Source organism: Bacteroides sp. RTP21281st1_H5_RTP21281_210402 (assembly GCF_040918965.1).
Classification (GTDB): domain Bacteria; phylum Bacteroidota; class Bacteroidia; order Bacteroidales; family Bacteroidaceae; genus Bacteroides; species Bacteroides congonensis.
In genome coordinates, this window is record NZ_JBCOWR010000013.1 from 81,423 (window position 1) to 104,857 (window position 23,435).

Sequence of the window (23,435 nt, forward strand, 5' to 3'; positions counted from 1 at the left end):
ACCGTATGTTTAACCGTTTTTCAACTAATGGCAGCCCAGTTAACATTCGTTTTCCGCAGGGATTTGAGTTGCCGCCACAGAATTTCGTTCTCCGGATTCTGTGCCGCGGGGTCTTGTTCCACAATTCCTTCGGCTATGGAACGGACATATTGCAGCAGTTGTCCGTCACGGGCTATATCGGCAATCTTCAAATCGAAAGCGACACCACTTTGCTGTGTCCCCTCAAGGTCACCAGGGCCACGAAGTTTTAAATCCGCCTCGGCTATTTCAAAGCCGTCATTGGTACGCACCATAATTTCCAGTCGTTTCCGGGTGTCCTCGGTCAGTTTATAATTGGTCACCAGGATACAATAAGACTGGTCGGCGCCACGCCCTACCCGACCGCGCAACTGATGCAACTGCGACAGTCCGAAACGTTCGGCATTTTCTATAATCATCACCGAAGCGTTCGGTACGTTCACTCCCACTTCAATGACTGTGGTGGCTACCATTATCTGTGCCTTTCCCGAAATGAAAAGTTGCATCTGCTCGTCTTTCTCGGCAGATTTCATTTTGCCATGCACTTTGCACACCGTGCATTTGGGAAATTCCTCAAGGATATGCTGATAACCTTCTTCAAGGTTCTTTAAATCAATCTTTTCGCTTTCCTTTATCAAAGGATAAACGATATAGACCTGCCGTCCTTCGTCTATTTGTTTCTGCACGAAACGATACATACTTTCCCGACGATTATCAAACTGGTGAACAGTGGTAATTGGTTTTCGTCCGGGAGGAAGTTCATCAATTACAGATACGTCCAGATCACCATATAGTGTCATTGCCAATGTACGGGGAATGGGGGTGGCAGTCATTACAAGTACATGTGGAGGTTGATTATTCTTACTCCAGAGACGGGCGCGTTGCGCCACACCGAAACGGTGTTGTTCGTCGATAACCACAAAACCCAGCGAGGAGAAGTTGACAGTATCCTCAATGACGGCGTGCGTCCCTATCAGGATATTCACGTCTCCGTTCAATAATCCGGTAAGGATAGCTTCCCGTTTTTTTCCTTTAATAGAGCCGGTCAGTAGTTCGACACGGATGTCCATTCCGAAAAGCAATTCTTTTATGGTTTCATAGTGCTGGTTTGCCAGAATTTCGGTAGGCGCCATCATACATGCCTGATAGCCGTTATCCAAAGCAAGCAACATACTCATCAAGGCGACCAGTGTTTTTCCGCTTCCCACATCTCCCTGCAAAAGACGGTTCATCTGCCGCCCGCTGCCTACGTCGTTACGTATCTCTTTCAAGACTCGTTTCTGCGCACCTGTAAGTTGGAAAGGAAGGTTCTTTGTATAAAATGTATTGAATACATCGCCCACCTTTTCGAAGATATAGCCACGGTATCTCCTTTGTCTGTCTTTGGCATATCGGAGGATATTGAGTTGCACATAAAACAGTTCCTCGAATTTAAGGCGGTACTGCGCCCTGCGAAGCAAATCGGGATTGGTCGGGAAATGGATATTCCGGAGAGCTTCCGTCAACGGCATCAGATGATGTTCTGCCAATAACTTGGGAGAGAGTGTTTCGGGCAGAGGTTCTTGTAGCTGCTGAATCACAGTTGCCATCATCTTCTCTATTGCATGAGAATTGAGGAAACTGCGTTTCATTTTCTCCGTCGTATTATAATAAGGTTGCAGGCCTACGGAAGAAAGTTTCAGTTCATCCGCCTTGTCTATATCAGGATGGGCTACATTGATACGTCCGTTGAAAACAGTCGGTTTGCCGAAGATGATATATTCTTCATGAAGCTTATATTTACCTAAGATATACTTTATTCCCTGAAACCATACTAAGTCCACGACTCCCGTTCCGTCCGAGAAATGGGCAGTCAGACGCCGTTGACGCCCTTCGCCAATGGTTTCGAAACCCAGTATTTCTCCTTTCAACTGGATATACGGCATATTGCCATCTATTTCATGAATGTAATAGATGCGGCTCCGGTCAACGTATTTGTAAGGGAAGTAATAAATTAAATCATGCAAAGAGTAGATTTCCAACTCCTTATTTAATACGGCAGCCTTCTGTGGCCCTACACCGGAGATAAATTTTATGTCGCGTGTGGCTAAATCGAACATTTACAACAGAGCACTCCCTACTTTCAGGTCGAAAGGAGTTGTTATCTTTATATTTTCACGGTTACCTTCTGCAAGATATACAGGTACGCCCATTGCTTCTACCACCGAAGCGTCATCGGTAAAGAACGGAGTAAACTCCTGCGCATAAGCCTGTTTCAGTAATTCCACATCAAAGACTTGCGGGGTTTGCACCAATTTATAGTCATTGCGGCTGACCGTTTCACTTCCGCCGTCCGTCAAATGGCGCAATGTCTCTACCACGTCAATCACCGGAATCACCGCTTTCCGCTCTTTTGCCAAATCATAGCAACGACTTATCACGTCTATCGAGACAAATGGACGGACACCGTCATGCACTCCCACCAATCCGGGAGCCTGCACCAATGCCAGTCCATTCTTTACGGAATGGAAACGTGTTTCACCGCCGTCGGCAATGAGGTGTTCCACGGCAAAACCCTGTTCCTTGCAGAGTTGTTTCCAAAAGTCCTGTTGCTCTTTTGGAAGCACTAATATAATCTGAAGTGCAGCGTCATACTTCCGGAATACTTCCAGCGTATGCATCAACACAGGTTTACCACCGACAGGAAGGAATTGTTTCGGAAGTTCACTTCCCATCCGCAAGCCCTTTCCACCGGCGACAATAATGACAGATTTCTTCATGGACAGCTTAGCGTTTAACGCACATCGCTTCTACCAGCTCGTCTACTTTTTCTTTACCTGCCAACAGGTCAACAATAGTCAAAGCAAATTCCATGGCAGCGCCCGGCCCCATACCTGTGATGATATTTCCGTCACGCACTACGTGTTCATTGACACATTCAGCGCCATCCAGATATTGCTCGAAACTAGGATAGCAGGTAGCTTTCCTTCCTTTCAGCAGTCCCAGTTTACCCAATACCATCGGAGCTGCGCAAATGGCAGCAATAGGCTTGCCCTTTTCCGCGAAGTTAAGGATTAGCTTGCGCAGCCCTTCGTGCTTATCAAGCGTAGCGGCTCCCGGCATTCCACCCGGCAAGAACAAAAGTTCAGCATCAAAGAAATCGCAATTCTCGAAGTTGACATCGCAAAGGACAGACACGTCATGTGCTCCGACTACAATTTCATCCGGTGTAACGGATACGATTTCCACATTCATTCCGGCACGTCTCAACGTGTCAATAGTAGTAAAAGCTTCGATTTCTTCAAAACCATCTGCAAAAAATGCGTATACAGTTCCCATAATGCTTTTTATTTTTGGTTAATGATACTTCTTCTATCTCAAATTAAAATAATAAGTGATCGTTCCCGTTTGGTTCGTCACTCCATCCACTGTATTAAAGCGGGCTTTCTTTGCCGCATCTTCGGCGGCTTTGCGCAACGCTGAACTTACAGTATTTGTCTGGGGATTAATGCCGGTCGAAATCACTTGTCCCGCAGGGTTTACAGTAATATTCACCACGACACGCCCTTCTTCCTGCACATTATATGCAGGTTTTGGCAAACTGCCCGTACCTAAAGAACGTCCGCCGAGGTCAAATGTTCCATAACCACCCGTTCCTGTTTTAGCTCCGGTAGAAAAATTTCCTTCCTTACTACCTTCAGTTCCGGTACCACCGGCCGATATTCCTTTGTTTCCTTCCATTTGCGCTCCCTTTCCAAAAGCACCGGAGACTCTCTTTCTTGCAGCTTCTTCGGCGGCCTTGCGCTCACGCTCCGCTTTTTCTTCAGCGAGCCGTTTGGCTTCGGCGGCTTTCTCGGCTTCCGTTTTTTCGGGCTTCTTCACGGGTTCTTTCGGTTTGGCCACTTCTTTCGGTTTCACCGTTTCTTTTTTGGGTTCTTCCGTTTTCGGTTTCAAAGCGACCGTTTCTTCTTCGGTCTGTGTCAGCAAGTCTTGTTCGGAAGGAAGTTCGGGTGCTGTCTCCGCAGGGGCTGCCGCATCTTCATCCAGTACATCCACATCTACCAGTGAAGGGTCGTCAAAGCCGCGTGCCGATTCCACATTCCCCATCATCACAGGCACTCCGCCTGCGTCTTCATCCGGTTGAGGGACAGTAAAGCTCACCAGAATCAAAAGAGCAATCACTGCCACATGCACCAACAATGCACCCAGCGCTCCTATGTATTCACCCTTTTTTCTTCTGTCCATTGTTCCTATTTATTTTCAGGCGGGCGTGTAGCCAGCACCATCTTAAAATGATTCTCGTTTGCGATGTTCAACACACGTACTATCTCACGGTAAGGTACCGATTCATCCGCATACAAAGCCACATACATTTCAGGTTCCTTCTCTGCACAACTCTGCAGGAAGGGAGTCAGTTCGTTCAACGCCAACGGTTGCTCCTTCTCATTGCCGAAAGCGGCATAGAAGTTCAGGTCTTTATCAATAACGACTCTTGTCAGCGGTTTGGCGGAAGTCTGCTGCTTGCCTTGCGGCAACAGCACTTTTATGGCGTTGGGCGACACCACCGTAGAGGTTATCATAAAGAATATCAGCAACAGGAATATGACGTCCGTCATGGAAGCCATACTGAAATTGGGCGATACTCTATTTCTTCTTTTTAATCCCACTTTATTAACGATTAGTGGTTAGTGATTCATGATTAACGTTCTCAGTTACTTTCCTGCTTTTACGCGGGCTTCGTTCTGCCTTTATGTGGGCTCGTTCAACAAGTCCATGAACTCCATCGTGCGAGATTCCATCTTGTTCACCACGCGGTCTACCAACATCACCAGATAGTTGTAGGCAAACATGGCAATGATACCGACAATCAAACCGCCGACTGTAGTAATCATGGCTTCGTAGATACCGCCGGAAAGCAGTGTAATGTCTATATTTCCGCTACCCGCGTTCGCCATTTCGTAGAATGCACGTACCATACCGGTCACCGTACCGAGGAATCCGAGCATCGGGGCACCACCGGAGATGGTTGCCATCACAGTCAGTCCTTTTTCCAGTTTCGCCACTTCGATGTTACCGACATTCTCGATGGCAGCCTGCACGTCGTTGATGGGACGTCCCAGGCGGCTGATACCTTTTTCTATCATACGTGCCGAAGGCGTGTTCATCGTGCGGCAGTAGTTAATGGCCGCCTTGATTTCGCCGCTATGAATATAGTCCTTAATGCGTTCCATAAACATGGGGTCTTCTTTTCCCGCCTTGCGAATCATATAGTTACGCTCGAAAAGGATATAGAAGCAGACTACGGACAGCACACCCAGCACAATCATAATCCAACCACCCTTGATAGCCATATCAAGCATGTTCATTTCAGGAGCGTTCACCTCTGTCAGGACAGGATTGGCAGTAGCCAGCGAATCGGCCATATTCATAGCCCCTTGGGCCAACAAGATCATTGCATTCATCAGCGTAGACAGTTTTTATATTCCTGAATGGTACGCTCCAGTCCCAAGTACAGCGCATCGCTAATCAATGCATGACCAATAGAGACTTCGTCCACCCAAGGAATGTTTTTATAGAAATAGTTTAAATTCACAAGACTCAAATCATGTCCGGCATTCAGACCGATACCCAGTTTACGGGCAGTTTTGGCAGCTTCGATAAAAGGGGCGATGGCTGCTTCCGGATTCTTCGGATAGTCCGTCGCATACGGTTCGGTGTACAGTTCCACACGGTCGGCCCCTGCTTTCGCCGCATACTCCACCATTTCAGGGTCGGCAGCCACAAAGACAGATGTACGGATACCGGCGCTGTTGAACTGGTCGAGAACTTCGGTCAAAAATTCCAGATTCGCTTTTGTATCCCAACCGGAATTGGAAGTTATCTGTGAAGGATCGTCAGGCACTAAAGTTACCTGATGCGGTTTTACCTTCAACACCAAGTCTATAAAATCAGGCGACGGATAGCCTTCGATATTAAATTCTGTCCGCAGCAAAGGGCGCAAATCATATACATCCGAACGACGGATGTGGCGTTCGTCGGGACGAGGATGAACGGTGATACCGTCTGCTCCAAAAGATTCACAATCAAGCGCTACCTTTACTACATTGGGCACATTTCCACCGCGTGCATTTCTCAGCGTAGCTATCTTGTTTATGTTTACACTTAATTTAGTCATGGTTCTACGTAATATTTGCCGCAAAAATACAAATATTATTATTAGTTGCCTAATAATACGAAACGCATTCTCGTTTCTTTTTTGGTTATTTAAAGTAGAAATCCAAGAAAAAATGCCAAATTTGCAACCGAAACTAATGACATCGCTTATGAAATTTGCCATCTTCGGAAATACTTATCAGGCCAAGAAGTCCTCTCATGCCGCCAATCTGTTCCGGTTATTGAAAAAACGGGGAGCGGAAGTCTGTGTATGCAGGGAGTTCTATCAATTCCTGATTTCAGAGCATATGGAAATCGAAGCCGACCAGTTATTTGACGGTGATGATTTCACAGCCGACATGGTAATCAGTATCGGCGGGGACGGCACTTTCCTGAAAGCTGCCCGCCGGGTAGGCAGAAAGGGAATCCCTATCCTTGGCATCAACACAGGGCGCCTGGGGTTTCTAGCAGACATTTCTCCCGAAGAGATGGAAGAGACATTCAACGAGATTCAAGCCGGAAGATACAGCGTGGAAGAACGGAGTGTACTTCAACTTATCTGCAACGATACCCATCTGCAAGCATCTCCGTATGCTTTAAATGAAATTGCCGTGCTCAAACGGGACAGTTCTTCAATGATTAGTATCCGCACTGCTATCAACGGTGCATTCTTGAATACTTATCAGGCCGACGGATTAGTGATTGCTACTCCAACCGGTTCAACAGCCTACTCCCTAAGTGTGGGCGGCCCGATTATGGTTCCCCATGCCAACACTGTCGTCATTACTCCCGTAGCTCCGCATAGCCTCAACGTCCGCCCTATCGTCATCCGTGATGATTGGGAAATCACATTAGACGTGGAAAGCCGCAGTCATAACTTTCTGGTTGCCATCGACGGCAGCAGTGAAACTTGCAAAGAAACGACTCAACTCACTATTCGCCGTGCCGACTACAGCGTGAAAGTAGTAAAACGCTTCAATCATATCTTTTTCGATACGCTTCGCAGCAAAATGATGTGGGGGGCGGACGGCAGGCAATAGTCCTTTCTTATAAAAATCATAGACACCCAATAACGGATATTCCACATATGCTGTACCAAAACCTGAGTTTGAAAGGTTTAGGAATGTGTTTTTAGGGCAACTAGCCCCAGAAGATTTATTTCCGTACTGTTTAACTCATTTCAGTACGTTGTGCTTTAATGTGGGTTCCCTGGCTATGTTGTTTAGGGAAACAATAAGTTATGAAGTAAGGAAGTGTTAGTTATCTTGCCTTTATCCTTGCGTTAGGCTGCCGGTATTCTTTCATTAGATTACCGGTATTGTTATCTCACCACGGCCGTGGTAACTATTCGTCACGGCCATGGTAGGTTCTCTTCACAGCCGTGGTAGGAATTTGTCACGGCTGTGACGAACTAGTGATATCGGTAATCTAACGAAAGGATACCGAAGAGATAACGTTAATATCCCGTTAGTATATCCTATGTTTTATAGGGGGATGGGATGATAATACCCTGAGAGCAAAAGTTACTCTCAGGGTGCTATCATGACCTGCTCTCATAGCTGAAGCTACGATGAATAAAGGATTTGAAGAAATTTATGAGGGTATGAGGGTAAATCGTGAAAACTTTTGTTTGGAGTGCGTGTTTAGTTCTGAAATCGAATTAGTTCATTTCCGTACCCTAATGAGATAATTTATTAGCTCAACAGTTGATATGGTGAGTCACTTACTCAATGATGTTGGTTATGAACTAAACTGGAGTCTAATTCAATGTAAACGTCTGCAAGCCAATCAGATTACCACCTTCGAAGATATCAACCCGATAGTTTCCGGCGTACAGAAACTCTTCCACATCCCAAAACACATTTACGTTCTGTTCTTCTCCGTTGTACTCGATATACTTTTTGATAGAATAGGTCAGTGTACGATTCTCATAAGGGAAAGTATTGGACGCACTCTTAGTCAACGCATCGTTATCCGGTTTGGTGATACGTATGTATATGGTACGCTCACCGTTTTCAGCAGTGATATTCTTTACGACTGTAAAGCTGATAGCCAGTTTCACCACGTCTTTCACTTTCTTCGCTACTTTGCCGCGTTTGTTGCGGGGTTCGATACGGATATTGGTGGCGTCAAGCTGGGCTGCCAGTGTCACTTTCTTATCCAAGTTCTTCTTTTCTTCAGAAAGATTACTGATTTGTTGAGAAGCCTTATTATACTTATCGGTCACATCAGCTATCACCAATTTCTGCTGCTCAGTCAATTTATTCAATGAATCAATCTGGTTGATATACCCAATCATAACTTTACGCAGGGTGGCCAGTTCCTTCTTCAAACGGCGGATTTCCGTAGCGTTCGAGCTTTTCACCGTGCGGAGTTCTTCCAGCAAGCGCTGTGTCTTCAATTGTTCCTGTTCAAGCAGTTGGGATAAAGAGTCATTAGATATGGTCATCTTCAACTCATCATATTGCTGCGCGAAACGGGTATATTCAGTTTCCAGCTCTTCCTTATCTAATTGGAATTCCTGTACCAACTCCCTGTTGGCTTGTTTTTCTGTAAACAATAAATAGGTAATGCCAATAATCGCTATTACCAAAATAGCTACGGCCGCAATAAGAAGACTTTTTTTACTCATAGTTTCAGTTGTGAATTGATAACGTGCGCAAAAGTAATCATTTCACAACAGAAGTCAAGCGGAAAAACAGAGAGTTTTAGAAAAACCATCGGCTAATCCGTACAATTTTAATTTATTAACCAGTTTGGCATTCTATCGGCTCTCCTTTCAGGCTACTGTCTGTAGATTCTGATTACTTCGACCTTTAACTAAAATTATTACGGAAAAATTTCTTTAATTAGGATTATCGTTGTAATTTTGTCGCGCAAAATAGATGAAACAAATTATCAACTTTTTAAATATATAGTATTATGTCAAAAGTAACCGTAGTAGGCGCAGGTAACGTAGGTGCTACATGTGCAAATGTACTTGCTTTTAATGAAGTAGCAGACGAAGTAGTAATGCTGGACGTTAAAGAAGGCGTATCAGAAGGTAAAGCAATGGATATGATGCAGACTGCCCAATTGTTGGGTTTCGACACTACAATCGTAGGCTGCACTAACGATTATGCCCAGACTGCCAACTCTGACGTTGTTGTGATTACTTCAGGTATTCCTCGCAAGCCGGGTATGACTCGTGAAGAACTGATCGGTGTAAACGCTGGTATCGTTAAATCAGTGGCACAGAACATCTTGAAATATTCTCCTAACGCTATCCTTGTTGTAATTTCTAACCCGATGGATACAATGACTTACCTGTCATTGAAATCTCTGGGCTTGCCGAAAAACCGTATCATCGGTATGGGCGGCGCTTTGGATAGCTCTCGCTTCAAATATTTCCTGTCTCAAGCTTTGGGATGCAATGCTAACGAAGTAGAAGGTATGGTTATCGGCGGTCACGGTGATACTACAATGATTCCGTTGACTCGCTTCGCTACTTACAAAGGTATGCCTGTAACTAACTTTATCTCTGCTGAAAAGTTGGAAGAAGTTGCCGCTGCTACTATGGTAGGTGGCGCTACTCTGACTAAATTGCTGGGTACTTCCGCATGGTATGCACCGGGCGCAGCAGGAGCATTCGTTGTTGAATCTATCCTTCACGACCAGAAGAAGATGGTTCCTTGTTCAGTATTCCTCGAAGGTGAATACGGCGAATCAGATATTTGTATCGGTGTTCCTGTAATCCTTGGCAAGAACGGTATCGAAAAGATCGTTGAACTCGACCTGAACGAAGACGAAAAAGCCAAGTTCGCAGCTAGCGCAAAAGCTGTACACGGAACTAACGCTGCTTTGAAAGAAGTAGGTGCTCTTTAATAAAGCAAATCCCCTTACATTTATATATCAGGAAAGGCTGTCCTTCATCATGGAAGGACAGCCTTCTTTCTTTTCTTCTCCCCCCGCTCATCTTGTTATATTTTTAAAAAAAGCTAATTCTTTTTGCGTTTTCACAGAAAGCGCATACATTTGCATCGTTGTTTATGCAATTATTGTTTAAGCTAACAAGTTCAAAAAAACTGACTACTTCAATAAACAAATTACATAAGAACAGGGTTATTTAAATAGAAGTATCACCTTATTAATATGCAAGATGCGATGAAAAAACTATTTCTCCTGACAATTCTGTTAAACCTGACTTTTATAGTAAAAGCACAAACTATACTGAGTTTGGATAGTTGCCGCGCTTTAGCCCTTGCCAACAATAAAGATCTGTTGATAAGCAATGAAAAGATAAATGCCGCCCACTATCAGCGAAAAGCCGCATTTACCAATTACCTACCCAGCTTCTCGGCAACCGGAGCTTACATGAGAAATCAAAAAGAGTTCTCTTTATTGAATACCGACCAGAAAGTTGCACTTTCGGGATTAGGAACCAGTATGGCAGGCCCATTGGAGCAAGCCGGCGGAATCATAGCGCAATTACATCCGGAACTTGCTTCTAAAATCCCTGAATTAGGAGCGAGCCTGACTTCTGCCTTTAACAATGCCGGAAGTTCTCTGGTAGACGCGCTCCGCACGGACACTAGAAACGTGTACGCCGGAGCTGTCACGCTGACACAGCCACTCTATATGGGTGGAAAAATCCGCGCTTACAACAAGATAACACAATACGCCGAAGAACTGGCACGCCAGCAACATCAAGGCGGCATGCAGGAAGTTATCATGAGCACCGACCAAGCTTATTGGCAAGTCATTTCATTAGTCAATAAAAAAAAGTTGGCGGAAGGATATTTGAAACTTCTACAACAGTTGGACAGCGATGTGGAAAAGATGATTGCCGAAGGAGTAGCCACTAAAGCAGACGGTTTATCCGTGCGCGTCAAGGTGAATGAAGCGGAAATGACCCTGACAAAAGTAGAGGACGGATTAAGCCTTGCCCGAATGTTGTTGTGCCAACTATGCGGGCTCGATCTTAGCTCTCCCGTCACTCTGACAGACGAAAATATGGATGACATTCCCCTATTAGCACCGGAGACTCATTACGATATGTCAACCGCCTACGCCAACCGACCGGAGATACGCAGTCTCGAACTGGCTACGCAAATCTACAGGCAGAAAGTGAATGTAACCCGTTCCGAGCATCTTCCTTCTATTGCGTTAATGGGAAATTATATGGTCACGAATCCTTCTGTCTTCAACAGTTTCGAGAATAAGTTCAAAGGAATGTGGAATGTCGGAGTGATGGTGCAGATACCTATCTGGCATTGGGGCGAAGGTATTTACAAAACAAGGTCTGCCAAAGCCGAAGCAAGAATCGCGCAATATCAACTGGAAGATGCCAGGGAAAAAATCGAATTGCAGGTTAATCAGGCAGCGTTCAAGGTGAACGAGGCCGGTAAAAAACTGGTGATGGCTTCCAAGAATATGGAGAAGGCGGAAGAGAATCTTCGCTATGCGACACTTGGCTTTAAAGAAGGCGTAATTGCTACCAGTAATGTTCTCGAAGCGCAAACAGCTTGGTTATCTGCTCAATCGGAGAAGATTGATGCTCAAATAGACGTGAAGCTGACAGAAATTTATCTAAAAAAATCATTAGGAACTTTGAAATAATTCATAATCATATGGCACCTACTAAATCACAAAACAGCAATATGCTGCTGGCATTTCTTACTTTACTCGGAGTTATTGCAATCGTTGCAGTCGTTGGTTTTTTCATGCTTCGCAAAGGGCCTGAAATCATTCAGGGACAGGCAGAAGTTACCGAATATCGTGTCTCAAGTAAAGTTCCGGGACGTATTCTGGAATTTCGCGTGAAAGAAGGACAGCAGGTCAATGCCGGTGATACACTAGCTATCCTGGAAGCGCCGGATGTAGTGGCGAAGATGGAACAGGCACGTGCCGCCGAAGCTGCCGCACAGGCACAAAACGAAAAAGCTATCAAAGGGGTACGTCAGGAACAGATTCAGGCCGCTTATGAGATGTGGCAGAAAGCACAGGCGGGAGTCACCATTGCCGAAAAGTCATACAAAAGAGTGAAAAACTTGTATGAACAGGGAGTGATGCCCGCACAAAAGCTGGACGAAGTAACTGCACAACGGGACGCCGCTATCGCTACCGAGAAAGCTGCAAAAGCACAATATACAATGGCAAGGAACGGAGCTGAACGTGAGGACAAAATGGCTGCGGAAGCTCTTGTCAACCGTGCAAAAGGAGCCGTTGCCGAAGTTGAATCTTACATCAAGGAGACTTATCTTATCGCTCCGGCAGCCGGAGAGGTTTCGGAGATTTTCCCGAAGGTAGGAGAACTGGTAGGTACCGGCGCACCTATCATGAATATTGCCGAACTGAATGACATGTGGATAACATTCAATGTACGCGAAGACCTGCTTAAAAACCTGACTATGGGAACTGAATTTGAAGCAGTCGTTCCGGCTTTGGATAATAAAGCGATCAAACTCAAAGTGTATTATATGAAGGACTTGGGTAGTTACGCAGCCTGGAAGGCTACCAAGACGACCGGTCAGTTTGATCTGAAAACATTTGAAGTGAAAGCATCTCCGATGGAAAAAGTAGAGAATCTTCGTCCGGGCATGTCAGTTGTCATTGATAAGTAATCATGAAAGAGAGAGAAAAGAAATATATAGCATTGTGGCAGGTCATGCAAAGAGAATACCGGCGGTTGGTATCACGACCGCTTTATCTCTTCTGCATGGTCATCGCCCCACTTTTCTGCTATATCTTCTTCACCACTTTAATGGATTCGGGACTGCCGAAGGATCTTCCTGCCGGTGTGGTGGATATGGATGATTCGTCTACGTCCCGCAATATCGTGCGCAATCTGGATGCTTTTTCGCAGACGGGTGTCGTCGCCCATTACAGTAATGTGACGGATGCACGTATCGCCGTACAGGAAGGAAAAATCTACGGGTTCTTTTATATACCCAAAGGCTTGTCGGCGGAAGCACAAAGCCAGCGGCAACCCAAGATTTCTTTCTATACCAACTATTCATACCTGATTGCAGGTTCCCTGCTTTTCAGGGATATGAAAATGATGGGGGAACTGACAGCAGGCTCTGCCACACGTACCACGCTATATGCCAAAGGAGCTACGGAAGACCAGGCTATGGGATTTCTGCAACCTATCGTGATAGATACGCATCCGTTGAATAATCCCTGGCTGAACTATTCGGTATATCTATGCAATACGCTGATACCGGGAGTACTCATGCTGCTTATATTCATGGTCACCGTTTATTCTATCGGTGTAGAAATCAAAGATCGCACCGCCCGTGAATGGTTGCGCATGAGTAACAATTCCATTTATATAGCATTGGCAGGAAAACTGCTTCCACACACGGTAATCTTCTTCATTATGGGTATATTTTATAATGTATACTTATATGGTTTCCTGCATTTCCCCTGCAATAGCGGTATCTTTCCCATGATATTCGCCACACTCTGTCTTGTGCTGGCATCACAGTGTTGCGGAATTCTCATGATAGGGACTCTGCCTACTCTGCGGCTCGGACTAAGCTTCGCTTCGTTATGGGGTGTCATATCGTTCTCTATTTCCGGTTTCTCATTTCCGGTGATGGCGATGCATCCTGTTTTGCAGGCTTTGAGCAACCTGTTTCCATTGCGTCATTATTTCCTGATTTATGTAGATCAGGCACTCAACGGATATAGCATGGCTTACTCATGGAGTAACTATATGGCCTTATTAATATTCATGATGCTTCCTTTCTTCGTGGTTCACCGCTTGAAAGAAGCATTGGTTTACTATAAATACATACCCTAAATGAAAGATATAAAATTAAAAGATAAGATAGCCCAAGGCATCAATGACCTGTTTTATATCTGGAAGCGGGAGTTTCAGACAACTTTCCGCGACCAGGGGGTACTGATATTCTTTATACTCGTCCCGTTAGGTTATCCACTGCTATACAGCTTTATCTATGACAATGAAGTGGTGCGTGAAGTTCCTGCCGTTGTTGTGGACGATTCTCATTCCTCTTTGAGCCGTGAATATCTCCGGAAAGTAGATGCTACGCCCGACATTCAAATCGTATCTTATTGCGCCGATATGGAAGAAGCCAAGCAAATGCTGAAGAACAGACGTGCGTATGGCATCATTTACATTCCTTCGGATTTCAGTGATAATATCGCAAAAGGAAAGCAGACGCAAGTCAGCATCTATTGTGATATGAGCGGATTACTTTATTATAAGTCCATGTTGATAGCCAATACCGCCGTTTCATTGGATATGAATCAGGATATTAAGATTGCCCGTAGCGGCAATACAACCGACCGGCAGGATGAGATAACTGCTTATCCGATAGAATATGAGGAGATTTCGATATTCAATCCTACTGCCGGATTCGCCGCTTTCCTGATTCCTGCCGTACTGGTATTGATTATTCAACAGACATTATCGCTCGGCATCGGTCTTGCTGCCGGAACTGCCCGTGAAAATAATCGGTTCAAGGATCTCGTACCCATCAACCGGCATTATAACGGTACATTGCGAATCGTACTCGGAAAAGGACTGAGTTATTTTATGGTTTATGTATTGGTGGCTTTCTATGTGCTACATATCGTACCACGACTATTCAGCCTCAACCAAATCGGACAACCCGGTTCATTAATATTATTCGTTGTTCCTTATTTGGCGGCTTGTATTTTCTTTGCCATGACAACGTCCATTGCCATTCGCAACCGGGAAACATGTATGCTGATTTTTGTATTCACATCCGTTCCTTTGCTATTTATATCAGGAATTTCCTGGCCGGGGGCTGCAATTCCTCCGTTCTGGAAATATGTATCTTACATATTCCCGTCTACTTTCGGAATCAATGGTTTTGTAAAAATCAATAATATGGGAGCAACTTTGAGTGAAGTGGCTTTTGAATACAAAGCTTTGTGGTTACAGGCAGGTATCTATTTCCTTACTACCTGTTGGGTATATCGCTGGCAAATACTTATGAGTCGTAAACATGCCATAGAGAGATATAAGGAACTAAAAGAAAAAGAGAACTTATCCAAGCAGGTAAGTGATTGATAAATATAACACAAGAGAGAGAAACGAACGGTATATTCTTATTATTAAGATATGCCGTTTTTTCTTTTTCGGAAAGTAAGGATAAAAAAATCCCCCGTCCGAAGAGAGTATAGGACGAGGGATTTTCAGAGATATTATAAAGAGAGTATAATTCTTTTAGAATTTGTAACCTACGCCGATAGAGAAGTTCATGTTCTTCGGATTGCTTACACCATCAGTTTCAAAATCAAGAACTTTTGTCAAACCAAATTCTCCATCCAAAGCAATAAAGAATTTATTGATTTCATAAGCCACACCTACACCAATTCCAGCATCAAAACGGTTCATATCCCATCCGTCTTTATCAAAACATTTCACATCACCACCTTTTCCTGCTACACCAAAAGCAAAGTAAGGACCTGCTTTAACTACAACATTCTGATTATCTGTAACAGCAAATCTAGCCGCTGCAAGTACCGGAATTTCAAGATACATCGGCTTAACCTTTTCATCACCAGCTTTAGCTCCTTTTTGAGTAAACATCAAAGAAGGTTGAATAGACCACATATCAGTAAACTGATATTCCATACCTACTCCCACATTGAAACCAATCTTCATATCAGTATCCATGTCACCAGTGTAGTTACTCATATTCATACCTACTTTGGCATTCCAGGAAATCTGAGAATAAGAAACGATAGAAACAAGTGCGAATAGCACAAAAATCAAACCTTTTTTCATATCATTATTTTTTTAGTTTGCTCCCCTCTTCCCTTCGGGCAGCATTGTTAATTAAATAGTTCCATTGTCTAGTGCGGGGAATTTTCCGAACTTTACCAGCGTATCGGAACACACTGTCCATATTTAACGTCTGTTTCGTGTCCGCAAATATATTTCATTTATTTTATATAAAAAAATCCTTGATAGTCTATTTTTTGCATAAATGTTATTAAACAGTGACTATTTAGGCAAAAATTATGCCCATCCATTCGTTTTTTGTGCTTAATTATTTTAAGGACAGAAAGACAATCAAAATATAATTGCAAGTCTCATGCATTTACAATTATTAACCGACTAACCATTGCCTATTTACGAAATATTCGTAGATTTGCGAAGTATTCGTAATTAAACAATATCTCCATGGAAAAGTTAACAATACAAGAAGAAGAAGTAATGATCTACATTTGGGAGTTACAAAGCTGTTTCGTAAAGGACATCGTAGCGAAATATACGCAACCTGCTCCGCCGTACACCACAGTAGCATCCATCGTGAAGAACCTCGAACGGAAGGGATACGTCACACCGAAACGTGTGGGTAACACTTACCAGTACACTCCCGCTATTCGCGAAAATGAGTATAAGCGCCATTTTATGAGCGGCGTAGTTCGTAACTATTTTGAGAACTCTTACAAAGAAATGGTTTCTTTCTTTGCTAAGGATCAGAAGATTTCGACCGATGATCTCAAAGATATCATCGACCTGATTGAAAAAGGAAAAGAAGATTAATAGAAAATATTCATTACTATGATGACTCCGGAATTAGCCTATTTTCTAAAGATAAATGTAGCAATAGCCCTATTCTACGCATTCTATCGGTTGTTTTTCTATAAAGACACCTTCTTCCATTGGCGTCGGGCGGCTTTGCTATGCTTTTTTGCCATCTCCTTACTTTATCCTTTGTTGAACATTCAAGGATGGGTAAAAGCCCATGAACCAATGGTGGCAATGGCAGATCTTTATGCTACAATTATACTTCCGGAACAAACCATCACTCCACTGCAAGAACCAACAATGAACTGGCGAGAGTTAATCATACTCTTTTTGAAAATCATTTATTGGAGTGGAGTATTAGTATTAACAACACGTTTCCTTGTGCAATTAGGCAGTATCATACGGCTACATATCCAGTGCCCTAAAAGTACTATACAAGGAATACGCGTACATCTTTTAAAGAAAGAATACGGCCCGTTCTCTTTCTTCCATTGGATATTCATTCATCCACAGTCACATACAGAGTCCGAAATCGGTGAAATCATTACTCACGAAGAAACGCATGCCCGTCAGCATCATTCGGTAGATGTGTTAATCAGTGAACTAATGTGTACATTCTGCTGGTTCAACCCTTTTATCTGGCTGATGAAACGGGAAGTCAGAGGAAATCTCGAATACATGGCGGATCACCGGGTATTGGAGACGGGACATGACAGTAAATCATACCAGTACCATTTATTGGGACTGGCACATCACAAGGCTGCAGCAAATTTATCAAATAGTTTCAATGTTTTACCACTCAAAAATCGTATTAAAATGATGAATAAACGAAGAACAAAAGAAATAGGGAGAACAAAGTATCTTATGTTTCTCCCCTTGGCTGCCCTGTTGATGATTGTCAGCAACATCGAAATGGTGGCACGTACCACAGAGAAATTCGCCAAGGAAGTAATGGGACAGGCGACGACACAAGTCACTTCGAAACCCGAAATAGCGACTATTCCCGAACTTCCTGCAGAAGAAATTCAAAAAATCATTCTCCCGCAGGAGAAAAAGGCGCAAGAGACACTGGAGACTCATAGCAAGATTGTACCGGATTCCGTCATATTTGAAGTTGTAGAAGAAATGCCGGATTTCCCCGGAGGAATGAAAGCCTTGATGGAATATCTTTCACAAAACATCAAATATCCGGCTGAAGCACACGCAAAAGGCACACAAGGACGTGTGATTGTATGTTTCGTAGTAAAAAAAGACGGAAGTATAGATAACATAAAAGTAGTTCGGAGTGTAGACCCCTATTTAGATAAGGAAGCCATACGTGTAATTACTGCCATGCCAAAATGGAAGCCCGGCAAGCAAAGAGGAGAAGCAGTAAATGTCAGATTTACAGTTCCTGTCATGTTCAGACTAACCGGACCTGAAACTCCGAAAGCTGAAGAAATCAAACAATCTGATTTGGAAGAAGTAGTCGTTGTAGGGTATGGTTTAAAGGAAGATTCAAATCCCGATGCAGTAGGTGTAAAAACCGGAGATACAGAGCCTACTTTCAAGGTAGTAGAAACAATGCCGAAATTCCCCGGCGGAACAAGAGGTCTAATGCAATATCTTGCCAGAAGTATCAAATATCCTGTTATTGCACAAGAGAAAAAGCAGCAAGGCAGAGTCATCATAAAGATGGTTGTCGGAAAAGATGGCAGCTTGTCAGAAATAAAAGTGCTGCGGAGCGTTTCTCCTTCTTTAGATACAGAAGCCATGCGCGTAGTAAGTAATATGCCGAAATGGGAACCGGGACTGCAACGCGGACAAGCGGTTGCCGTAGAATACACCCTTCCTATTACATTCCGGCTACAATAATTTATTTTCCCGATGCCGCTCTCTCTCCTCATCGGTGGGGAGAGAGGCGTTCCCCGGTGCCGGACACAAGTCTCATCGGTGGGGAACACTAACCTCATCAATTCCAAAAAGAATTTCTTTTTTCTACTTCCATAAGGCTAGTTTACAAAAATATCCTTATATTTGTTAGAAATAAAACGCTATTCATATGAAAAGATTCGCATGGATTATCGGTTTGATACTCTGCACAGTTTGCACTGTACAAGCCAAAGACAGAGTTATCGAGCGTCCTCCTTTTCTTGCCTGGAGCTCCAACAGTATCGAAGTTGATAAAATTGTCATGAGTGACACAGTGACCACTGTCTATGTGAAAGCTTACTATCGGCCTAAGTACTGGATAAAAGTAGCAACCGGAAGTTTTCTGAAAGATAATAACGGGGCACTTTATCCAATCCGGAAGGGAGTTGGAATAACACTGGACAAAGAATTTTGGATGCCGGAATCCGGAGAAGCGGAATTTCAGTTACTCTTTCCTCCTATACCGGAAAATGTTACCAGCCTGGATTTCTCTGAAGGAGACTTTGACGGAGCATACAAGATATGGGGAATACAGCTCAATGAGAAGAATTTCCGTAAAACTCCGTTACCTAAAGACGCAATAATCCATAAGATTAATAAGAAAGCCCAATTACCTACCCCGGAACTCGCATACGGTAAAGCCACACTAACAGGAAGAGTGCTCGACTTTAAGAAAGATATGCCGGCATCAGGTAAATTGCATCTGAATGACCCGGTCAGGTGGCTGAACTTTGCCGAAGAAGTGAGTATAAATGAAGACGGGACTTTCCAGATTCAAACAAATGTCATCACGGTAACTCCGGCGACTCTTGTTTTCCCGTTTGCTCAAATTTCCTGCTTATTAGCTCCGGGAAAAGAAAGTTCCATTATTATTAATACGGCCGAATGTACACGCCAACAATCACACTTGCAAAAGGACGATAAGCCTTATGGAAAGAAAGCTTATTACAGCGGTTATTTGGCTGAACTGCAACAAGAGTTGACGGACAATACCATTCAGTGTAATCTGGTCAGCAGTCCGGGGGAAATCGTAGACGAAGTAATCGGAAAAGATATAGATGGAGTGAAAAACTATTTCATAGAGAAACGGAGCAATATCCATAAACAGATAGCAGAATCTCCTCTTAGTCCGGCCGCAAAAGAAGTTCTGAAAGCCAATACAGATATAACTACAGCTATCGGACTTTTTATGGGCAAAGATATCCTGATGCGTGCACATGTCGTTAGTCAAAAGTTGAACAGAGAGCAGACTAAGGAATATTACACAAACACCAAGATTGAATTTCCGGATAATTATTTTGATATATTCAAAGAATTGGCTCTCAATACACCGGTAGATTTATATGCATCGGAATACGCATACGGAACGGGAATATTCAGTTCCCGGAAAGATCTTCTGGAAAAACAGTTGGGAACAAACCAGGGGATTCTATTCCAAATGATGGAAGCATATAAATGTTACCGTTCGATTGAAGATTTTACCCCGCTGACCGCCGAACAGATAACCGCGCTTGAAGCACTGCCTTCGCCCGCCTACAAAAACATGCTGACAGCACTCAATGGAGAGTTGCTCAAGAAGATGGAATTGAACAAACAGAAGACCGGATACAAAATCAATGAAATAGGCGAAGTAGAAAATGAAGAACTTTTCTCTGCCATCATTTCCAAATTTAAAGGCCATGTCCTATTAGTAGACTTTTGGGCTACTTGGTGCGGCCCTTGCAGAATGGCGAACAAAGCTATGGTTCCAATGAAAGAAGAATTAAAAGATAAGGATATCCTCTATTTATATGTCGCAGGAGAAAATTCCCCCAAAGGAACTTGGGAAAATATGATACCCGATGTTCACGGAGAACATTTCCGTGTGACTAATGACCAATGGAGATATCTTATGGATAAATTCAATATTCAGGGAGTACCGACTTATTTTGTTATCGACCGCAATGGTAACACAGTTTACCAGCAGATCGGTTTCCCAGGAGCTGACACCATGAAAAAGAAACTGACAGAAGCATTGAATAAATAATAGAGCTACTATAAAAAGAACCTTCATAGTCTTTATAAAAACTATGAAGGTTCTTTCTTATATCTTACGAACAGCTTATATAAAAGCTATCTTGTCCGGATTCCGGCTATTTATGCATTTCTACAATTTGGGTCGGAGCCATCTCAACATTTCTACGATCCACCTGGCGGACAACACTCGCAGCTAATGACAAGAAAGCACGTCCGGTGATGGTATTTTCATCCAACGCAACCGGCGTACCATTGTCCCCACCCTCACAAATACTCTGCACAATAGGAATCTGCCCCAACAAAGGCACATTCATCTCTTCGGCCAACTTCTTTGCACCTTCTTTACCGAAAATATAATATTTGTTTTCCGGAAGTTCGGCAGGAGTAAACCATGCCATATTCTCAACCAAGCCGAGGATAGGTACATTTACCTTATCATTAGTGAACATATTGATTCCTTTACGGGCATCTGCCAAAGCCACTGCCTGCGGAGTGCTGACAACAATCGCACCTGTCATTGCCAATGTCTGGACAACAGTCAGATGAATGTCACTTGTTCCCGGTGGAAGGTCAATCAGAAAATAATCCAGATCACCCCAGGACGCATCGCCAATCAATTGCTTCAGTGCATTGCTTGCCATTCCGCCACGCCACAAAGTAGCCTGATCCGGATCAACAAAGAAACCGATCGACAATAATTTCACTCCATATTTTTCTACAGGGATAATCAGGTCACGTCCATCTATACGTTCAGCATATGGACGCGCATCTTCCACCTGGAACATCTTCGGCATAGAAGGTCCGAAAATATCCGCATCGAGCAAACCTACCTTATAGCCTAATTTAGCCAAAGCGACTGCCAGGTTCGCAGATACAGTAGACTTACCTACCCCACCTTTGCCTGAAGAAATACCAATAATATTCTTCACCTGCGGAAGCATCTTGCCCACTTCCGGACGAGGAGTCTGCTTGCTTTCCGTTGCTATCGTAACCTGTACATCCGGAGATACATAGGTATGAATAGCTGTTTCGGCAGCCTTCAACATTGATTTCATAAACGGATCTGTCGGTTTTTCAAATATCAATGAAAAGCTGACAGTCATACCGTCAATACGGAGATTATCGGCAACCATCTCCGCTTCCACCAAATTCTTTCCCGAGCCGGGATAACGCACCGTTGCCAATGCATCCAATATCAATTTAGGATAAAGAGTCATTTTATTTACTATTTGACGATTTACAATCTACCATTTCAGATTCACCACTCAGTATACTGTTTATGTTTAGCTTACTTTATGGCGATTATTTCAGCAAGTTATTTGCTTGTGCTCAACCCGCTGCGTTTACTACGATTATAGCTACGATAAGGATCAAGTTCTATTTCGACATCCGGCTCCTGCAATTTGCCTTCTTGCGGAAGCTGAAATTTGATATACTTTATATTTAAACCACGATCAAGCCATTGTTGTTCATAATAAGTCTTGATACCCAGAATATCATCCACCAGGTTGGAGTGATATAAATCCTCCGTCATAAACTCAACCGGAAGTTTATTGGCTTCTATCATGTATTTGGTATAAGTAAACATGAAGTTACTGTCTGTCTTCAGATGGATAATACCGTTCGGTTGCAGGAACTTGCGATATCTTTCCATGAAATAAGTGGAAGTCAGTCGTTTGGTCGCTTTCTTCATCTGTGGGTCGGAGAAAGTCAGCCATATCTCGCTAACTTCGCCTTCGGCAAAGAAGCGTTCGATGATTTCGATATTCGTGCGCAGAAAAGCTACATTCTTCATTCCTGCCTGCAACGATTCCGTTGCCCCCGTCCACATGCGGGCACCTTTAATATCAACTGCTATAAAGTTCTTTTCGGGAAACATCTTACCAAGTCCGACGGTATATTCACCACGTCCACAGCCCAGTTCAAGCACTATCGGATGGTCATTTTTAAAGAACTCCTTGTGCCATTTCCCTTTCATGTCAAAAGGCACGTTATCTACTGCCGAATAAGGATATTCGAACACATGCGGATAACTCGCCATATCGGCAAACTTTTCTAATTTATTCTTACCCATATCAATCCTGATTAGGTCGCAAAGGTACTGATTTTGACGCAACCGGCAAAAAGAAATGGAGTACAGATTTCTCCGTACTCCATTCTTCTATATAGCTGAATGTATTCGTCTATTAAATAGTAACGTTCACTTCAACGTCTACTTCAATATTTCCGCCTTGCTGTGCTTTCAGGTCTTCATAGAAAGCTGCACGAGATACTTGCATATAAGGCTGCAGGAACAAGAATCCGATACCAAAAGTAACGATAGCAAGAAGAGCCCAACCGATGAAACTCAAATCAAGTAAGAACAATTTCATTTTGTTGTTTTCCATCATTGCCATACTCTTTTCGATAGCCGCATTGTTTTTCATTTCCGGTTCTTCTTTCAGAATATAGTCCGTCATTGCATAAGAATAATACTTGATGACGCCCGGAACAACCAATAGCAATGACCACAAAGCAGTGTAAATGCCCTGAAGCAATTTCGTTACAAAAATACGGCTATAATCCTGGAAGCCTTCAAATAATACTCCAAAATCAACATCCTTACCTTTGAATACGCCAAACATCACGATAGCAATACCGTAAGCAACTGGCAGTCCGATAAATAATGAGCACAATCCTCCAATGAAAGGGATAGCTGATAAACCACCGGCAACGATTGAATAAATAAGTGCAGCAACGGCTGCCATAGGCCACTTACCTTGAAGTGCCTGACGTGCTTCTGCACGTAATTGCGAATTCTCTTTTAACATGATATAATTAATTAAATAAATAAATGTGTCTT

At 43.4% G+C, this 23,435-nt stretch carries 21 protein-coding genes; 9 read left to right on the forward strand and 12 right to left on the reverse strand.

What is annotated here, in order from left to right:
* Window positions 1–20: 20 nt before the first annotated feature.
* From recG to AB5443_RS18240, 7 genes are all read right to left on the reverse strand, one after another.
* Window positions 21–2,117: an ATP-dependent DNA helicase RecG gene (gene recG, locus AB5443_RS18210; protein ID WP_022137720.1), complete on the reverse strand. Its 2,097-nt coding sequence runs from the start codon at window positions 2,115–2,117 to the stop codon at window positions 21–23.
* The gene (locus AB5443_RS18215; RefSeq protein ID WP_277135224.1) at window positions 2,118–2,777 is read right to left on the reverse strand and encodes a 2-C-methyl-D-erythritol 4-phosphate cytidylyltransferase; all 660 of its coding nucleotides are present in this window, start codon (window positions 2,775–2,777) and stop codon (window positions 2,118–2,120) included.
* A gap of 7 nt (window positions 2,778–2,784) precedes the next feature.
* Window positions 2,785–3,336: a DJ-1 family glyoxalase III gene (locus AB5443_RS18220; RefSeq protein ID WP_022137722.1), complete on the reverse strand. Its 552-nt coding sequence runs from the start codon at window positions 3,334–3,336 to the stop codon at window positions 2,785–2,787.
* Between the two features lie 33 nt (window positions 3,337–3,369).
* The gene (locus AB5443_RS18225) at window positions 3,370–4,242 is read right to left on the reverse strand and encodes a cell envelope integrity protein TolA (protein ID WP_368114544.1); all 873 of its coding nucleotides are present in this window, start codon (window positions 4,240–4,242) and stop codon (window positions 3,370–3,372) included.
* Between the two features lie 5 nt (window positions 4,243–4,247).
* On the reverse strand, window positions 4,248–4,664 hold the full coding sequence (locus tag AB5443_RS18230) for a biopolymer transporter ExbD (RefSeq protein ID WP_195405731.1): 417 nt from the start codon (window positions 4,662–4,664) through the stop codon (window positions 4,248–4,250).
* 81 nt (window positions 4,665–4,745) lie between these two features.
* Window positions 4,746–5,459: a MotA/TolQ/ExbB proton channel family protein gene (locus AB5443_RS18235; RefSeq protein ID WP_022137725.1), complete on the reverse strand. Its 714-nt coding sequence runs from the start codon at window positions 5,457–5,459 to the stop codon at window positions 4,746–4,748.
* Entirely contained in the window at window positions 5,459–6,172 is a 714-nt protein-coding gene (locus AB5443_RS18240) for a pyridoxine 5'-phosphate synthase (protein WP_022137726.1), read from the reverse strand. Before AB5443_RS18240 ends, AB5443_RS18235 begins: the two co-directional genes overlap by 1 nt.
* 148 nt (window positions 6,173–6,320) lie before the next feature.
* Between AB5443_RS18240 and AB5443_RS18245 the strand changes: the two genes are divergently transcribed.
* A complete protein-coding gene (locus AB5443_RS18245) occupies window positions 6,321–7,190 on the forward strand; it encodes an NAD kinase (RefSeq protein ID WP_277135226.1) in 870 nt (289 codons plus the stop codon).
* 719 nt (window positions 7,191–7,909) lie between these two features.
* Here AB5443_RS18245 and AB5443_RS18250 read toward each other — a convergent pair.
* On the reverse strand, window positions 7,910–8,782 hold the full coding sequence (locus AB5443_RS18250) for a hypothetical protein (protein WP_022136488.1): 873 nt from the start codon (window positions 8,780–8,782) through the stop codon (window positions 7,910–7,912).
* 290 nt (window positions 8,783–9,072) lie between these two features.
* Here AB5443_RS18250 and mdh point away from each other — a divergent pair, with 290 nt between their 5' ends.
* From mdh to AB5443_RS18275, 5 genes are all read left to right on the forward strand, one after another.
* Window positions 9,073–10,014, forward strand: a complete 942-nt coding sequence (gene mdh, locus AB5443_RS18255; RefSeq protein ID WP_022136489.1) for a malate dehydrogenase — start codon at window positions 9,073–9,075, stop codon at window positions 10,012–10,014.
* A 279-nt stretch (window positions 10,015–10,293) separates the two neighbouring features.
* Window positions 10,294–11,748: a TolC family protein gene (locus tag AB5443_RS18260; protein ID WP_368114306.1), complete on the forward strand. Its 1,455-nt coding sequence runs from the start codon at window positions 10,294–10,296 to the stop codon at window positions 11,746–11,748.
* Between the two features lie 11 nt (window positions 11,749–11,759).
* Window positions 11,760–12,752 (forward strand): HlyD family secretion protein, encoded by a 993-nt coding sequence (locus tag AB5443_RS18265; protein WP_368114305.1) that lies wholly within the window; start codon window positions 11,760–11,762, stop codon window positions 12,750–12,752.
* 2 nt (window positions 12,753–12,754) lie between these two features.
* Window positions 12,755–13,936 carry an ABC transporter permease gene (locus AB5443_RS18270; RefSeq protein WP_368114304.1) on the forward strand — a complete coding sequence of 394 codons (1,182 nt, stop codon included), beginning with the start codon at window positions 12,755–12,757 and terminating at the stop codon, window positions 13,934–13,936.
* Window positions 13,937–15,196, forward strand: a complete 1,260-nt coding sequence (locus AB5443_RS18275) for an ABC transporter permease (RefSeq protein ID WP_368114303.1) — start codon at window positions 13,937–13,939, stop codon at window positions 15,194–15,196.
* A 156-nt stretch (window positions 15,197–15,352) separates the two neighbouring features.
* Here the strand turns inward: AB5443_RS18275 and AB5443_RS18280 are convergent, their stop codons facing one another.
* The gene (locus AB5443_RS18280; RefSeq protein ID WP_022136494.1) at window positions 15,353–15,916 is read right to left on the reverse strand and encodes a porin family protein; all 564 of its coding nucleotides are present in this window, start codon (window positions 15,914–15,916) and stop codon (window positions 15,353–15,355) included.
* Between the two features lie 399 nt (window positions 15,917–16,315).
* Between AB5443_RS18280 and AB5443_RS18285 the strand changes: the two genes are divergently transcribed.
* From AB5443_RS18285 to AB5443_RS18295, 3 genes are all read left to right on the forward strand, one after another.
* Window positions 16,316–16,681 carry a BlaI/MecI/CopY family transcriptional regulator gene (locus AB5443_RS18285; RefSeq protein WP_022136495.1) on the forward strand — a complete coding sequence of 122 codons (366 nt, stop codon included), beginning with the start codon at window positions 16,316–16,318 and terminating at the stop codon, window positions 16,679–16,681.
* A gap of 21 nt (window positions 16,682–16,702) precedes the next feature.
* Complete coding sequence (locus AB5443_RS18290) at window positions 16,703–18,520, forward strand: M56 family metallopeptidase (RefSeq protein WP_277135050.1); 1,818 nt, start codon at window positions 16,703–16,705, stop codon at window positions 18,518–18,520.
* A 187-nt stretch (window positions 18,521–18,707) separates the two neighbouring features.
* A complete protein-coding gene (locus AB5443_RS18295) occupies window positions 18,708–20,603 on the forward strand; it encodes a TlpA disulfide reductase family protein (protein ID WP_277135041.1) in 1,896 nt (631 codons plus the stop codon).
* A gap of 106 nt (window positions 20,604–20,709) precedes the next feature.
* On the opposite strand, the gene AB5443_RS18300 is transcribed toward AB5443_RS18295, so the two are convergent.
* The 3 genes from AB5443_RS18300 to AB5443_RS18310 form a co-directional block, all read right to left on the reverse strand.
* On the reverse strand, window positions 20,710–21,810 hold the full coding sequence (locus AB5443_RS18300) for an Mrp/NBP35 family ATP-binding protein (protein ID WP_195405725.1): 1,101 nt from the start codon (window positions 21,808–21,810) through the stop codon (window positions 20,710–20,712).
* A gap of 98 nt (window positions 21,811–21,908) precedes the next feature.
* Entirely contained in the window at window positions 21,909–22,667 is a 759-nt protein-coding gene (gene trmB / locus AB5443_RS18305) for a tRNA (guanosine(46)-N7)-methyltransferase TrmB (RefSeq protein WP_277135040.1), read from the reverse strand.
* A gap of 112 nt (window positions 22,668–22,779) precedes the next feature.
* Complete coding sequence (locus AB5443_RS18310) at window positions 22,780–23,403, reverse strand: DUF975 family protein (RefSeq protein ID WP_022136500.1); 624 nt, start codon at window positions 23,401–23,403, stop codon at window positions 22,780–22,782.
* Between the last annotated feature and the right edge of the window lie 32 nt (window positions 23,404–23,435).